The 15,119-nt window shown below is 54.2% G+C and carries 14 protein-coding genes and 2 tRNA genes; 7 read left to right on the top strand and 9 right to left on the bottom strand.

Going from position 1 to position 15,119, the window contains the following annotated elements:
* The first annotated feature begins 87 nt into the window (after nt 1–87).
* Together EKD02_RS00140 and EKD02_RS00135 are read left to right on the top strand one after the other, a co-directional pair.
* Nucleotides 88–1,677, top strand: a complete 1,590-nt coding sequence (locus tag EKD02_RS00140) for a peptide chain release factor 3 (protein ID WP_126383218.1) — start codon at nt 88–90, stop codon at nt 1,675–1,677.
* A gap of 197 nt (nt 1,678–1,874) precedes the next feature.
* The gene (locus tag EKD02_RS00135) at nt 1,875–2,084 is read left to right on the top strand and encodes a hypothetical protein (protein ID WP_011890268.1); all 210 of its coding nucleotides are present in this window, start codon (nt 1,875–1,877) and stop codon (nt 2,082–2,084) included.
* Here the strand turns inward: EKD02_RS00135 and EKD02_RS00130 are convergent.
* The 7 genes from EKD02_RS00130 to EKD02_RS00100 form a co-directional block, all read right to left on the bottom strand.
* Nucleotides 2,026–3,603: an ATP-binding protein gene (locus tag EKD02_RS00130; protein WP_126383216.1), complete on the bottom strand. Its 1,578-nt coding sequence runs from the start codon at nt 3,601–3,603 to the stop codon at nt 2,026–2,028. The genes EKD02_RS00135 and EKD02_RS00130 overlap by 59 nt on opposite strands.
* Before the next feature lie 86 nt (nt 3,604–3,689).
* Nucleotides 3,690–3,762: transfer RNA gene (locus EKD02_RS00125), tRNA-Pro, on the bottom strand.
* A gap of 12 nt (nt 3,763–3,774) precedes the next feature.
* A tRNA-Arg gene (locus EKD02_RS00120) sits at nt 3,775–3,847 on the bottom strand.
* Between the two features lie 66 nt (nt 3,848–3,913).
* Nucleotides 3,914–5,305 carry an FAD-dependent oxidoreductase gene (locus EKD02_RS00115; RefSeq protein WP_126341416.1) on the bottom strand — a complete coding sequence of 464 codons (1,392 nt, stop codon included), beginning with the start codon at nt 5,303–5,305 and terminating at the stop codon, nt 3,914–3,916.
* Between the two features lie 57 nt (nt 5,306–5,362).
* Nucleotides 5,363–5,977 carry a recombination mediator RecR gene (gene recR, locus EKD02_RS00110; RefSeq protein ID WP_126341415.1) on the bottom strand — a complete coding sequence of 205 codons (615 nt, stop codon included), beginning with the start codon at nt 5,975–5,977 and terminating at the stop codon, nt 5,363–5,365.
* A gap of 8 nt (nt 5,978–5,985) precedes the next feature.
* Complete coding sequence (locus tag EKD02_RS00105; protein WP_126341414.1) at nt 5,986–6,315, bottom strand: YbaB/EbfC family nucleoid-associated protein; 330 nt, start codon at nt 6,313–6,315, stop codon at nt 5,986–5,988.
* A gap of 33 nt (nt 6,316–6,348) precedes the next feature.
* Nucleotides 6,349–7,332 (bottom strand): transketolase family protein, encoded by a 984-nt coding sequence (locus tag EKD02_RS00100; RefSeq protein WP_126341413.1) that lies wholly within the window; start codon nt 7,330–7,332, stop codon nt 6,349–6,351.
* An 80-nt stretch (nt 7,333–7,412) separates the two neighbouring features.
* On the opposite strand from EKD02_RS00100, the gene rsmA reads away from it, so the two are divergent.
* The 5 genes from rsmA (at nt 7,413) to meaB (ending at nt 13,616) form a co-directional block, all read left to right on the top strand.
* A complete protein-coding gene (gene rsmA, locus EKD02_RS00095) occupies nt 7,413–8,225 on the top strand; it encodes a 16S rRNA (adenine(1518)-N(6)/adenine(1519)-N(6))-dimethyltransferase RsmA (RefSeq protein WP_126383214.1) in 813 nt (270 codons plus the stop codon).
* A gap of 84 nt (nt 8,226–8,309) precedes the next feature.
* The gene (mce, locus tag EKD02_RS00090; RefSeq protein WP_011890275.1) at nt 8,310–8,735 is read left to right on the top strand and encodes a methylmalonyl-CoA epimerase; all 426 of its coding nucleotides are present in this window, start codon (nt 8,310–8,312) and stop codon (nt 8,733–8,735) included.
* Nucleotides 8,736–8,773: 38 nt separating this feature from the next.
* Nucleotides 8,774–10,540, top strand: a complete 1,767-nt coding sequence (locus EKD02_RS00085; protein ID WP_126383212.1) for a methylmalonyl-CoA mutase family protein — start codon at nt 8,774–8,776, stop codon at nt 10,538–10,540.
* Nucleotides 10,537–12,606, top strand: coding sequence for a methylmalonyl-CoA mutase (gene scpA, locus EKD02_RS00080; RefSeq protein WP_126383210.1), 2,070 nt, complete (start codon nt 10,537–10,539; stop codon nt 12,604–12,606). Before EKD02_RS00085 ends, scpA begins: the two co-directional genes overlap by 4 nt.
* Entirely contained in the window at nt 12,606–13,616 is a 1,011-nt protein-coding gene (meaB, locus tag EKD02_RS00075) for a methylmalonyl Co-A mutase-associated GTPase MeaB (RefSeq protein WP_126383208.1), read from the top strand. Before scpA ends, meaB begins: the two co-directional genes overlap by 1 nt.
* On the opposite strand, the gene EKD02_RS00070 is transcribed toward meaB, so the two are convergent.
* Both EKD02_RS00070 and EKD02_RS00065 read right to left on the bottom strand, forming a co-directional pair.
* Entirely contained in the window at nt 13,600–14,058 is a 459-nt protein-coding gene (locus EKD02_RS00070) for a universal stress protein (protein ID WP_126341407.1), read from the bottom strand. The genes meaB and EKD02_RS00070 overlap by 17 nt on opposite strands.
* A gap of 11 nt (nt 14,059–14,069) precedes the next feature.
* Nucleotides 14,070–14,840 carry a slipin family protein gene (locus EKD02_RS00065; protein WP_011890280.1) on the bottom strand — a complete coding sequence of 257 codons (771 nt, stop codon included), beginning with the start codon at nt 14,838–14,840 and terminating at the stop codon, nt 14,070–14,072.
* Nucleotides 14,841–15,119 lie beyond the last annotated feature (279 nt).

The following is a 15,119-nucleotide window of genomic DNA, read 5'->3' as shown; positions in this document are numbered from 1 at the left end:
GCCATAGGTTAGCCCTCTTCTTTGTATCTTTGAGGCCATTGTCAACTTCGCAACCGCTTCCGGTACCAGCCGCCAGAAAAGACCTGAATGGAATTACATAAAGAGATCGCCAGACGCAAAACCTTCGCCATCATCAGCCACCCCGATGCCGGCAAAACAACACTGACCGAAAAGTTTCTCCTCTTTGGTGGTGCCATACAGACAGCCGGGGCGGTTAAAAGCAACAAAATCCATAAAAGCGCAACGAGCGACTTCATGGAGATTGAAAAGCAGCGGGGCATTTCCGTAGCCACATCTGTCATGGGGTTTGAATACGGCGGCAAACGGATCAACATTCTCGACACCCCCGGCCACAAAGATTTTGCTGAAGATACTTACCGCACCCTCACCGCCGTTGACAGCGTCGTTCTCGTTATCGACTGCGTCAAAGGGGTAGAAGAACAGACCGGGCGCCTGATGGAAGTATGCCGGATGCGCCACACACCGGTGATCATCTTCATCAACAAAATGGATCGGGAGGGGCGCGACCCATTTGAACTGCTTGATGAACTCGAGCACAAACTCGAAATCCAGGTACGGCCTCTCACCTGGCCTATCAGCCAGGGGCAGTCGTTCCAGGGGGTCTACAATCTCTACGAGAACAGCCTCGATCTCTTTCGCCCAGGCAGTTCAAAAATCAACGAAAATCTCATCAGCATCAGCAATCCCCTTGACCCGGAACTGGAAAAATGGGTACCTGAAAGCCACTGCTGCAAACTACGAGACGACATTGCCCTCATTGAAGGAGTCTATGAACCCTTTGAACGGGAACTCTACCGCGACGGACTGCTCGCTCCGGTATTCTTTGGCAGTGCCGTCAACAATTTCGGAATCCGCGAACTCCTTGAAACATTCCTCGCCATTGCCCCCAGTCCCGAAAAGAGAGAGGCGGAGGAACGCATGGTACTTGCTGAAGAAACACCCATGTCCGGGTTTGTCTTTAAAATCCACGCCAACCTTGACCCCAACCACCGCGACCGTACGGCATTCTTCAAAATATGCTCCGGCCGTTTTGAACGGAACCGGTTCTATACCCATACCCGGCTGCAGAAAAAGGTCCGCTTCTCAAGCCCGACCCACTTCATGGCAAATGAAAAAAGCATCATCGACGACGCCTGGCCGGGAGATGTCATCGGCCTGTACGACAACGGATCACTCAAAATAGGCGACACGCTCACCGAAGGGGAAGAACTGCACTTCCGTGGCATACCCAGCTTCTCACCTGAAATCTTCAAGGCGCTGGAAAACCGCGACCCCATGAAGCAGAAGCAGCTTGACAAGGGCATACGCCAGCTCACCGAAGAGGGGCTCGCCCAGCTCTTCATCCAGTTCGGCAACCGCAAAATCATCGGCACCGTCGGAGAACTGCAGTTCGATGTCATCAAATTCCGTCTGGAGCACGAATACAATGCCCAGTGCGACTTCAGCCCCCTGCGATACCACAAGGCATTCTGGGTTACCGGAACAAACGAAGAGATGCTTGAAGAGTTTCTCCGCCGCAAAAGCGGAGCCATCGCACTTGACCGCGACGAACAGCCTGTTTTCCTCGCTGAAAGTGAATGGATGCTCAAAGTAGCCCGCGAAGACTACCCCGAGCTTCAGTTCCACACCACCTCCGAATTCAGCGGAACCCTGTAGAAGCAGGGAAAGACTCACACCGGAACAAACTGCTCCAAATTGATACGCACATCTGCCAGTACTCCTCCCTCGCCCAAGTCGCCGGGAGTCGGAGCCACCGGCTCCTTTCAGGAGTTCATACCGAAGCACTGACGGCTGGCACGGGATTTGCTTAGCTGAATATACCCCGGGACACATTCACCAGAGGTATCAGAGCAATGCTGCCAATGCGAATCGCCATACACTCACCTCAAGGAAACTGCAGCTATGCCACGGTTGAGGAGATGCCTGAGGGTATGCTGAAGGGTTTTGCTGCGTGGATGCTCTATACCGGCAACAGGTGCATCACACTCCAGGACACCATCATTGCTATTGAAGGGGGGATGGAAGATCAAGCACTTCCCGCACTTTACCAGTCAGATTCCTGACGGAAAAAGGTTTCTGGAGAAAATTCAGCCCTTCACCCGCTACACCCTTCTCCCCGATGATATCAGCAGTATACCCCGACATGAAAACAGCCCGCAATGCAGGATGAGTTTCCAGAAGCGCCCGGTGCAAGTCGCCCCCGTTCATGGCGGGCATGATGACATCCGTCAGAAGGAGATCAATGCCGGCTGCATGCCGGCGCGCAACCTCCAGAGCCTCGGAGGGAGACGAGGCGGTAAGAACGGTAAATCCCTCACCGCGAAGAACAAAAGCGCAGAGCCGCAGAATATCAGCCTCATCCTCAACAACAAGAACAACCTTGCCCCCATCTTCTGAACTCTTTTGGTGGGAAACGGCTGAATGCGTCTGAGTATTTGCCGCAACTGTGCATTCCGGAATACAGACAGTGAACCGGCTGCCCTTTTCAGGCTCGCTCGACACATCAAGAAACCCTCCATTCTGCTTCACAATGCCGTACACTGTCGAAAGGCCCAGACCGGTTCCCTTTCCGATATCTTTTGTCGTATAAAACGGCTCAAAAATACGATGTATCATCTCGGGAGACATTCCTTTGCCGGTATCCGTCACTGAAAGAGAAAGATAGCTGCCGGGCTTGCGCTCCATGACACCGGCTGAAACATCTTTCTCGGGCTGAGTGAAGCGCCGCGTCTCAATGGTAATGGTTCCGGAGCCTGAAATGGCATCCCGTGCATTGACAAAAAGGTTTGCAATAATCTGGTCAATCTGTGAGGGATCGATTTTCACCCTGCCCCCATCCGCTCCGGGAAGCCACCTGAGCTCGATATTTTCACCAATCAGTCTCCTCAGAAGGCCAAGCGTACCGTCAACGGACTCGTCAAAATCAAGCACTTTTGGAAGAACAACCTGACTGCGGGCGAAGGCAAGAAGCTGACGGGTGAGATTATCAAGTCGCTGCGTTGCACCAAGGATAGCCTCCAGATTGCCGTATCGCTCATCCTCGGGCCCCATCCCGTCAGAAAGCATTTCAGCGTGACCGAGAATAACGGCCAGCATGTTGTTGAAATCATGCGCTATTCCTCCTGCAAGCTTGCCGACAACCTCCATTTTCTGGGACTGCAGCAGCTGCTGCTCAAGGCGCGCCGCATCCTCTTCAGCTTTTTTTCTCGCGGTAATGTCAACACCGGTGCCAATAATGAACGGCTCGCCGTCAATGATGACCCGGTGGCCCGTCATCAAAAGCCAGAGATAATCCGGGCCACCATGCAGCAGCACGCGTCCCTCGGCAATATCCTCTTCCCCGGTCAGCATAATCTGCTGTATCCCGGCAAGAGCCGCCTCTCTGTCGTCAGGATGAAAGGTTTCAATGGCATTGAAAACAGCCATCCCTTCATCCGTCTCACCAACAATGACATCACGCTGAAACGCATTCCAGCGGACATACTTTCCCTGACTGTCAAGCATGTAAAATGCGCCCGGAATGGACTCGATGATATGGCGGGTTATTGCGGACGCTCTTTCAGCATCATGGCTTTGGGGCATGGGGGCTCCAGAAGACTAAGTTGACCGGCAAAGAACTGAGCGAAAAAAAAGGCGACTGCGGAACCTGCCGTAATCGCCTCCTGTTGTCGGGGTGGCGGGACTCGAACCCACGACCTCTGCGTCCCGAACGCAGCACTCTACCATCTGAGCCACACCCCGATTTTTCCCATGTGCCCTAGGGCAGATTCGAACTGCCGACCTTTAGTTCCGGAAACTACTGCTCTATCCACTGAGCTACAAGGGCCTGATTGTCACTACTCGAAAAAACCCCAACTGAATCAGGATTGTGAAGATAACAATTTTTTTGTCCTCAAGAACATTTTTCTGCTTCAGCCGCCTTCACAATTCCCTCTGCGGCGAGGTTTGCGCTCATGACCGCTCCGCCCATGGAATCATAATAAAGCTGACGGGAAAAACCGCCAGCAAGAAAGAGGTTCCTGACCGGCGTCACCTGTGTCGGCCGGTACTGCTCCATGCCCGGCAGAGGCGCATAGACTGAATGAGGAATTCTGACAACCGTCGACTTGAGGATGGAGGCGCCCCGGGAGGTTGCCGGATAGCAGTTTCTCACACTCTCGTCCACCCGCCGGACAATCTCGGCATCGGTAAGCTGCATGAGAGGGGCCGCAGGGGCCACACAGAACTCCATACGGCTCTTTCGGGTGAACGGCTCGCCCCGTAGAGTCCGGTACTCCGGCGTCGTTCGGGCAAGGTTGGCATAGACGGGTATCACCCCATCAGGGCTGAAGAGCACATTGTCGGCCGGGGTGATTTCACGATCATACCAGAGCTGTACGGAAATGACAGGCACCCCTTCAAGATGCTCAAGCACCTTGAAAAACCGGTCATGCTCTTTCAGACTCTCAGGCAGTACCCGATTGAGATTGTGGATCGGCAGAGCCGAAAGATAGTAGTCGGCAGTCAGAATCTCACCGTTTTTGAGCTGGACACCCTTGATTTCGCCCCCCTCATAGAGCAGTTCGTCTACAGCCGCATCGCTGCGGAACTCTGCCCCCCGCGAAGTGGAGTGGTCAACAAGCGGCTTATGGAGATATTCCGAAGGAGCTCCTTTCAGAAAACCCATGCGTGAAGCATCGGGAATGCGATAGAATGTTTCGGTGACATCAAGAATGATTTTAGCTGATATCTCCTCCGGCGGAATGAACTTGAGCGCAAGCGACATCGGCCTGAACATGGTGTTCATCAGCCGTTTCCCGAACTTCTTCTCCTCCGCCCAATCGGCAAAGCTGAGATGATCCTGTGTCGGGGCGTAACGGTCCTGGTGGAGGGCAAGAGGAATGAGCGAACGGGAAAAGGCGGCCATCTCACCAAAAGAAAAATGACGGTTCCCGATAATGGCAGGAAGCAGATGGAGCGGACTCGGCAAATCCCATGTATTGAAGGTGAAATCCCCACCTCCCGCAAGCGTATAGGTAAGCTTGTGCTCCTTCCACAGCACCGCGTGATAGGTCTTGATCTCTTTCATGAGATCATACAGCACGCCGTATGCGCCAAAAAAGCAGTGTGTCCCTGACTCAATCCAGTCACCTTCGTCATCCTTCCATGAGGCAACCTTTCCTCCATACCTGCCGAGCTTTTCCAGAACCTTCACATCAAAGCCCCTGTCAGTCAGCCGTTTTGCCGCTGTCAGGCCGGCAAGGCCGCCGCCAAGAATCAAAACCGATTTTTTTTGTCCAGTCATAACTACGGTACTTCTCAATTGCATGGGAACAAACCGATACAGGCCTGCCCCATAGGTTCAGAAAGTCGTGCGACCCTCCATGGCCCGCGAAAGGGTCGCCTCGTCAATAAACTCAAGTTCTGCGCCAACGGGGATTCCCCGGGCTATTTTTGTCACCATGATGCCAAGGGGAGCAATGAGCCTTGAAAGATAGAGCGATGTCGTTTCCCCCTCAACCGTCGGATTGAGCGCAAGAACAATCTCCCTCACCTCCCCGCCCTTTTCTGGCTGAAGACGCTGGAGCAGTTCACGGATGTTGATGTCGTCAGGGCCAATGCCGTCAAGCGGGGAAATCACCCCATGCAGAACATGGTAGAGCCCTTTGTAGTGAGCGGTTTTTTCAAAAGCAAGAACATCAACCGGAGACTCGACAACGCATATCACACTCTGGTCGCGGCCCTGTCCGGTGCATATTCGGCAGGGATCGGCATCTCTGTCAGTCACATTCTGGCATATCGAACACCGGACAACAAGGTCTTTTGCATCAAGCAGCGCAGAAGCAAGCCGCTCGGCCTCCAGCCGTGGCTGCTGCAGCACATGCATTGCAAGCCGCCGTGCCGTTTTGCGACCGACACCGGGGAGCTTGGCAAACGCATCAATAAGGGCTTCAATCGCGGCCGAAGTATAACGCATCGGGGAAATTATTTACCCATGTTTTTCAGGATGTCGGCAGGATTGATCATTCCCCCCGCAACCTTGGCAATCTCCTCCTGAGAGACGCGTCCGGACTCCTCAATCGCACTGTTCACAGCCGCAAGCACCAGATCCTGAACCATTTCGCGGTCATCCATGATGTCGGGATCAATGGCAAGGCTGAGGAGCCGCTGCCGGCCGTTGACACTCACCTTCACCATCCCGCCACCGGCTTCCCCGTGGGTCACTGTTTTTTCCAGCTGTTTCTGCACATCCTGCATCTTTGCGCTAGCCTGCTGGATCTGTTTCATCATATCGCCTAAATTCGGCATCTCCATTTCTCAGTCCCGTTTACGGGTTCAAAAATCCATTCACTCTTTCCTGCGCAGTGCAAGGTATATCTTTTCAAGAATATCTTCAGTGGTCAGTTTGTACTTCGCAAGAAGATCATCGGGCTTGCCCGACTCGCCAAAACGGTCGTCCACGGCAACCATTTCTATTGGCACGGGAATGTTCCGGGCACAGACACCGGCCACGGCATCCCCGAGACCGTTGTACACCTGATGCTCTTCGGCGGTTACGATAGCTCCGGTATCATGCGCAGCACGAACTATGGCCAAGGTGTCAATCGGCTTGATGGTATGCATATTGATGACTCTGACGCCAACACCCTCCTTTTCAAGAATCCGGGCAGCCTCAAGAGCCTTCCACACCATAATGCCGCAGGCAATGACCGTCACATCCTTTCCGGCATGAAGCTCTATGGAGCGACCAATTTCAAACCCATCCGAATCAAGGGAAAAGTCCGGAATACTGGGCCGTCCAAAGCGGAAATAAACAGGCCCCTCGTAAGCGGCTATGGCTCTGGCTGCCCGCTTGGTCTCGCTGTAGTCCGCCGGCACAACAACCGTCATTCCCGGAAGACCGCGCATGATTCCCACATCTTCAAGAATCTGGTGAGTCGCACCATCCTCTCCCAGAGTCAGTCCGGCATGTGAAGCGCATATCTTTACATTGAGATTGGAATAGCAGACCGACTGGCGAATCTGGTCAAAGACGCGGCCAGTGGCAAAGACGGCGAAACTGGCAGCAAAGGGAATTTTCCCCGTCGTGGCAAGGCCGGCGGCCATGGAAACCATGTTTGCCTCGGCAATACCGGTTTCAATGAAACGATCAGGGAATTCGTCTCTGAAATGGTTCATATTGAGTGAGCCAGTCAAATCGGCGCAAAGGGCCACTACTGAAGGGTTCTCCCTTCCAATTTCAAGAAGGGCTTCGCCAAATCCTGTACGGGTTGCCTTGTTGCCGCGCGAAACATATTGCCCGGGGGCGGCCTCGATGTTATTTTCTCCCATTGCAGTCAGAATAGCATATAATTATTAAAAACACTTCTGCCCCTGTTCAAAAGCGGGCCGAACCCACCCGGGACCTTACGATGCGAGTTGAATATAAGCATACAGAAATAGCGGTAAAAAAAAAACTGGGGCAAAACTTCCTTACTGACAGCAACATCACCCGCAAAATTGTTGCCGCCTCCGGAGCGCTCCCGACAGAGCGCATTCTTGAAATCGGGCCCGGATTCGGCGCACTGACCAAGGAAATCTCCGCCCTCACCCCCCACTTTACCGCAGTAGAAAAGGATCGGGCACTGGCGGCATTCATCCGCCGGGAGTACCCCTCTCTTCAGATGATTGAAGCTGACTTTCTTGATCTCGACCTTGAAGAACTTTCCACTGACGGGCCATTGCGGGTTCTGGGCAATATTCCCTACTCCATCACCACCCCGATCATCTTCAAACTGCTTGAGGCCCGCCACAACATTCTCTCCGCCACACTGATGATGCAGCATGAGGTTGCGCTCCGCCTCACCGCCAAGCCATCAACAAAAGAGTACGGGATTCTGGCCGTTCAGCTGCAGTCCTTCTGCACTGTTCGCTATCTCTTCAAGGTGGGACGGAAAGTGTTCAAACCCCAGCCGAATGTTGACAGTGCCGTCATCTCAATGACGCCGAAAAAAGAAAGCCCGGTAGAGAACCCCCTTGCATACAGGCAATTTGTACGGACTGCCTTCCACCAGCGGCGCAAAACACTGCTGAACAATCTGCGCGACTCCTATGACCTTTCATCCCTCACCCCCGAAACCCTCAAACTCAGGGCAGAAGCGCTGAGTATCGAAGAGTTCATCACACTGTTCTCACAACTCCGGCCATTGGAGGCACTCTCCGCCGGGGAAGGGAAAAAACCTTAACAGGGAAATAACAATTGTTTCCTTGGAGCGCCCTTTTTTTTTTAGTTACCTTAGGGCGCTTCCACAGAAAAAAAGAAACTATCCATGATAAAGAGTATCGACCACATTGCAATTGCCGTCACCAATCTTGATGATGCCCTGAAAACCTTCACTTCCCTCCTGGGCAGCAGAGAAAACGAGGTACGCGTTGAAGAGGTCCCGACAGAAGGCGTCCGGGTGGCATTCCTTCCCGTCGGCGGCACAAAAATCGAGCTTCTCGAGCCAATGAATGAGGAGAGCCCCATAGCAAAGTATCTGGAGAAAAACGGCGGCGGCATTCACCACATTGCCTTCAATACCGACAGCGTTGCCGAAGAACAGGAACGCGTCAAGGGTACCGGCATAAGAACACTCGGAGAAGTGCGCCATGGTGCAGGCGGAAAGGATATTCTTTTTCTCCACCCGAAAGACACCGGCAGAGTCCTCGTGGAACTTTGCAGCAAAAAGACCCCGGAAACAGCAGCCGACTGAACCCCGCCAACATCCAAAAAAGCTCCAATACAGCTCAAATGACACACTCTCCTCCCGCCCTCTCCTTCAGTGAATTTCCCCCGATCAGCCAGCAGGAGTGGCAGGCAAAAGCCGAAGCCGACCTCAAAACAACGCCATACGGGCGGATAGTGTGGAATACCCCTGACGGCTTTCAGCTCGAACCATGGTACAGCACCCGAAATTCTGCCACACAGATTCCCGTTCCCCCGAAAGGGAACACAGGCGCCATGCACAGCTGCCGAAGAATACTTGTGCGCGATTTCTCCAAAGCAAACAGCGCCTGCCTTGAAGCGCTGCGGGAGGGCGCCACGGCACTTGAACTCTTCTTTACCGATCCGCTTCCTCTCAATCCAGCCATAGTTGACCGGATGATGGAGAATATTGATACCGCACTGGTGCCAATCTGGTTTTCCGGAGCCATCAATCACGCCGCTCTGCTGGGAATGCTCGTTGAAACAGAGGCGTTCGAAAGCAACAGGGGCGGACTGCTTACCCCCGCTCCACTCTCCTGCCCGCGTAACGAAATTGACCGTCTTCATACCGGTACCCGGCTGCCGGAATTCCACACCATCTCCATCGATACAGTTCCCTTCCATGAAGAGGGGGCAACAGCCGCTCTGGAAATAGCCCTGGCCCTTGCCGGTGCCAGTGACGCATTAAACCGGCTCAGCCATGCAGACATACCTGCAGCTGAACTCACCCGCACAATGGTCATCATCATGGCTGCCGGCACGAGCCACTTCACTGAACTGGCAAAACCCAGAGCCTTCCGGGCCCTCTTTGGACATATTCAGAAGGCCTATGGCGACACTTCGGGCACCACTCCCGCACTTTTTGCCAGAACATCACGGCTGAGCAGCTCAGTGCTCGACCCCTATACGAACCTGCTCCGCCTCACCACCCAGACCCTCTCCTCGATGCTTGGAGGCTACGGCACACTCCAGATGGAACCCTTTGAAGGCGGGCTCACAACCCAAAAGGATGCGGCCAACGAAACCACCGCCTGCATTCCTCTTATTCTCGGGCGTGAAGCCGGCCTTGATGAGACCACTGACCCGGCTGAAGGCTCGCCTTTCATTGAAACCCTTACCACAAAGCTGGCACAAAAAGCATGGGAACTCTTCACCGCCATTGAGGCTGAAGGCGGCCTCCTTAAAGCCATTGAAAGCGGCACAGTCGCCGCCATGACTGCCGAACGGAAAGAGGCACAATCAAAGGAGCTGCGCAACCGCAAAGCAACAATCATAGGCGTCAACCGATATCCAGCAGAACTGAGTGCCAGCCAGCAGCAGAACCGTGAAGCACTGCTCCAGGCTGTCCTTTCAGCTCCTGCCGCAAGCAGAACAGCCCCGTTCGAACTGCTCCGGCTACAAGCTGAAAGCTACCGGGCTGAGGCTGAAAAAACCCCATCCGTCTTTATCTGGATGGCGGGAGACAAGGCAATAAGCAGGAGACAGGCTGCATTTGCCGAAGACTTTTTTCTCTGCGGAGGTTTTACCATTGCCGGTGAGGCACACCTCACTCCCGATGAAAACTCAGTTGCCACCGCCCTTTTCAACGGCCCGGCAATCGTCGTCCTCTGCATGGCAGACAATGAGAAGGCTGCAGCCGGGCTCATCAGCCTCCTGAAAACCCGAAATCCCGAAATCATCCCCGTCATGGCAGGCCGCCCCCCCGAGAACCATGCCAACCTTCTTGAAGGCGGACTCGACAGCTTTATCTATACAGGAGTTGATGTCGCAGCAATGCTTGAGGCATACCACCGTAAAACAGGAATACAATGAGACCCGATTTTTCATCAACAGACATCTTCGCCGGAGCGGCTCCTGCCCCACCCGAACCATCCAGGCCCGACTACCTGAAAAGCGCCCCCGGCTTTGCCCCATTTACAGCAGGGCCATACTCCACCATGTACGCAACCCGCCCCTGGACCATTCGCCAGTATGCAGGATTTTCAACAGCGGAAGAGTCGAACCTCTTCTACAGAAAAAACCTTGCCGCAGGCCAGAAAGGCCTCTCCGTTGCCTTTGACCTTCCAACCCACCGCGGCTACGATTCCGACCATGAACGGGTTGTAGGCGATGTCGGCAAAGCCGGTGTAGCTGTTGACTCAGTCGAAGACATGAAAATCCTCTTCGACAGCATTCCCCTCGCCGACATATCAGTCTCCATGACCATGAACGGAGCCGTCCTTCCCGTCATGGCGTTCTACATTGTTGCCGCCGAAGAGCAGGGCGTTGCGCCGGAAAAGCTCAGCGGAACGATTCAGAACGACATCCTCAAGGAGTTCATGGTCCGCAACACCTACATATACCCCCCTGCCCCATCAATGCGCATTATTGCCGACATCTTCCGATACACTTCACGGAACATGCCGAAATTCAACTCCATAAGCATTTCGGGCTACCACATGCAGGAAGCCGGTGCCACCGCCGAATTGGAGCTCGCCTTCACTCTTGCCGACGGGCTGGAATACCTGCGTACCGGCCTGGAAGCGGGCCTCGACATTGACGCCTTCGCTCCCCGTCTCTCCTTTTTCTGGGCAAGCGGCATGAGCTACTTCACCGAAATCGCCAAACTCAGAGCCGCACGCATGCTCTGGGCAAAAATCGTACAGCGGTTCAACCCCAAAAACCCGAAATCCCTGATGCTCCGTTCCCACACCCAGACCTCAGGGTGGAGCCTCACAGAGCAGGACCCCTTCAACAACATTGCCCGTACCTGCCTTGAAGCCATGGCCGCAGCGCTCGGACACACCCAGTCGCTGCACACCAACGCACTTGACGAAGCAATCGCCCTCCCATCACCCTTTTCAGCCAGAATTGCCCGCAACACGCAGCTCTACCTGCAGGAAGAGACCGACATCACCCGGTGCATCGACCCCTGGGCCGGTTCGCACCATGTTGAAGCCCTCACCTCCAGCCTCGCGGAAAAAGCATGGGAGATCATCACACAAATTGAGGATGCAGGAGGAATGGTGAAAGCCATAGAACAGGGAATCCCGAAACTGCAGATTGAAAAAGCCGCAGCGGAGAAGCAGGCCCGCATCGACCGCGGAGAAGACTGCATCATCGGGGTCAACAGCCACCATAGCGGCAGAAAAACCGACATTGAACTGCTTGAGGTCGACAACACCATAGTGCTCGAAAAACAGATCCGCCGCCTTGAAACCCTCCGCACTGAACGCGACGCACAGGGCGTTGAAAGCGCACTTCAGGCACTCACCAGCTGCGCGGAATCGGGAGAAGGAAACCTGCTGGAGCTGGCTGTTGAAGCTGCCCGAAGGCGGGCGACGCTGGGAGAAATTTCTTCAGCCTGTGAAACGGTGTTCGGACGGTACCGCTCATCGGTCAGGCTCAACACCAATGTCTATCAGGCCGGTATGGAACAGAACACCCTCTTCAACGAAGCACGGGAACTGACAGAAAAGGTTACCGGACAGGAAGGAAGAAGACCCCGCATCATGGTGGCCAAAGTCGGTCAGGACGGCCACGACCGCGGAGCAAAAGTGATTGCAACCGGATTTGCCGACATAGGATTCGATGTCGACATCAGCCCCCTCTTCCAGACGCCGGCGGAAGTGGTGCAGCAGGCACTTGACAATGATGTTCACCTCATCGGCGTCTCAAGCCTCGCCGCCGGCCATAAAACCCTTATACCAAAGATCATTGAACTTCTTCGGGAAGCAGGCCGCGAAGACATTCTGGTGATTGCCGGAGGCATCATTCCCGAACGCGACCACGCATTCCTCCATGAACAAGGAGTCGCAGGCATTTTCGGCCCCGGAACCGTCATTGCCGAAGCAGCCATCAGCATTCTCAACCTGATGCTCAAACAGAGCGGCAACTGATGGTTCCCTCACCCCGCAAGCCCTCCACCGGCATGGATGCAGAAAGCATCGCCGAAGCCATCATGGCCGGTTGCCGCCAGATGCTCGCCCGCGCCATAACGCTGGTGGAGTCAGCCAAAGAGGAGCATCAGGAAAAAGCTCACGCGGTGCTCGACCTCTGCCTTGCAAAACAGAGAGAGAGCATGGTCATTGGCATTACAGGGTCCCCCGGAGCAGGCAAAAGCTCCTTCATCGAAGCGCTGGGAGAGGAGATCATCCACAGGGGGCTCACGCTTGCAGTCCTCTGCATAGACCCCAGCAGCCGCCGGTCGGGAGGGAGCATCCTCGGCGACAAGGCCCGGATGGAAAAACTCTCCACCCGGCCCGAAGCATTCATTCGCCCTACCCCTTCATCGTGCCATCTTGGGGGAAGCGGCCCGAGAACACACGAAACAATCATGCTCACCCGTGCGGCAGGCTACGATGTCATTCTTGTGGAAACAGTGGGAGTCGGGCAGTCGGAAGTACAGATAGAGAACATGACCGACTGCATTCTTCTGCTTATGCTGCCCGGTTCAGGTGATGAACTGCAGGGCATCAAACGCGGCATCATGGAAATAGCCGACATCATCTGCATCAGTAAAACAGACGGCCAGCAGGAACAGATTGCCTCGCTTGCACAGGCCGATTTTGAAGCTGCGCTCGGCATGCTGCCCCCGAAACACGAAGGACGCCAAAGGAAAGTACTGCTGACCTCCGCCCTGAATGGAAAGGGTATAACTGAAAGCTGGGAAGAGATCATTGCACACTTCTCGTTCATGCGCAAACGGGGCATTCTTGATGCTCGCCGCCAGGAACAGCTCTCAACACTGCTTGAGGGGCTGGTGGAGGAGGAACTGAAAAAGCAGTTCATGGCCGATCCGGGAGTAGCCAAAAGAAAAAAAGAGATCGAGGCCGCCGTGCTTTCCCGCTCGCTCAGCCCCTTCAGCGGTGCGACCCAACTCGTCAAATCCTTTATTGATCGCCGATAAACTCCTTCTCGTCCACTTTGACAATCAAAACCGGGCAGCTTGCCCTCCGTACGATTGTTTCAGCAACACTGCCCATAAGGAGACGGCTGATTCCTTTCTTGCCGTGAGAGCCCATAATGACAAGGTTGATGTCCATATCGGCAACACAATCCAGAATAACATCTGACGGGTTCCCGATCCGCACCTCCCCCTCAGCCTTCAGTCCGGCATTGCGCAGCTCCTTAAGCACCCCTTCAAGGTCGTCATTGGCGGCTTTTTCAAGATCTTCCTCAAGCGGAACATAGTTCAGCGAAATGTCAACCGCCATCGGACGCGGTTCAACCACATTAACCAGCATGAGCGAAGCCCCCATGCCTGAAGCAAACTCCCGGGCATAACGCAACGCTTTCTTCGAAGCGTCCGAAAAATCAACCGGGCAGAGAATGGTCTTGATCTGGAACATGGATGAAACGGTTAGGTTGCAGATGACGACGAGCGGTTCCCCTTGTCAAGAAACGCACTGAACAGGTCAATAGGAATGGGGAAAACGGTTGTTGAGTTGTTCTCCTGGGCAATATCCTTCAGGGTCTGAAGATAGCGGAGCTGCAGGGCCGAAGGAGCAGAGGAAATAACATTTGCCGCATCGGCAAGACGCTGCGCCGCCTGGAACTCGCCCTCGGCATTGATGATTTTCGACCGGCGCTCACGCTCCGCCTCAGCCTGCTTGGCCATGGCACGGCGCATCTCTTCAGGCAGGTCTATCTCCTTCACCTCAACCTTGCTCACCTTCACCCCCCACGGCTCAGTGTCCTTGGCAAGAATGGATTGTATGCGCTCATTGATCTCATCTCGCTCGGCCAGAAGATTATCGAGCTCTCCCTGTCCGCACACGCTGCGAAGTGTAGTCTGTGCAAGCTGCGAGGTGGCAAAATGGAAATCCTCCACATCGATGATGGCGTTCACCGGTTCAACCACACGAAAATAAACCACCGCACTCACCTTCACCGACACATTGTCGCGAGTGATGATATCCTGGGGCGGAACATCAAGAGTCACCGTACGAAGATCAACACGGATCATCTTGTCAATCCCCGGAATGAGGATGATGATCCCCGGCCCCTTTGCACCAAGAAGCCGCCCAAGACGGAACACCACAGCCCGTTCGTACTCACGCATGATCTTGACGGAAGAGCCAAGAAACAGCACCAGAAGCAGCAGAATCGTAAAAAAATTAAAATCAGGCATAGAACCTTCCTTAGTAATCAGTTGACAAATCACAATCACATCATCATCACAAAAACACTCTTTTATAATGTAAAGAAATATCAGACAAAAGCAGGGGGCGTTGTTGATCACATCCTGACCCCCGCTCTCCGTTCATCCCCCTCTTTCCGCCACAGGCGCCAACGCCTTTACTTTGAGGAAACTTATCCTTATGTTCTTAAGTTCCCATAGTTATGCAGTCAATGCACCAGAGAAAGCCTGATTGGCTTCAAGCCGGGGCCCTCTCTATAGAGGTGACCG

Origin of the sequence: Chlorobium phaeovibrioides (assembly GCF_003968655.1) — a bacterium.
In the GTDB taxonomy this organism is placed as follows: Bacteria; Bacteroidota; Chlorobiia; order Chlorobiales; family Chlorobiaceae; genus Chlorobium; species Chlorobium phaeovibrioides.
Note: the sequence above shows the minus strand (reverse complement) of the source record. Positions and strands in the feature narration are given on the sequence as shown.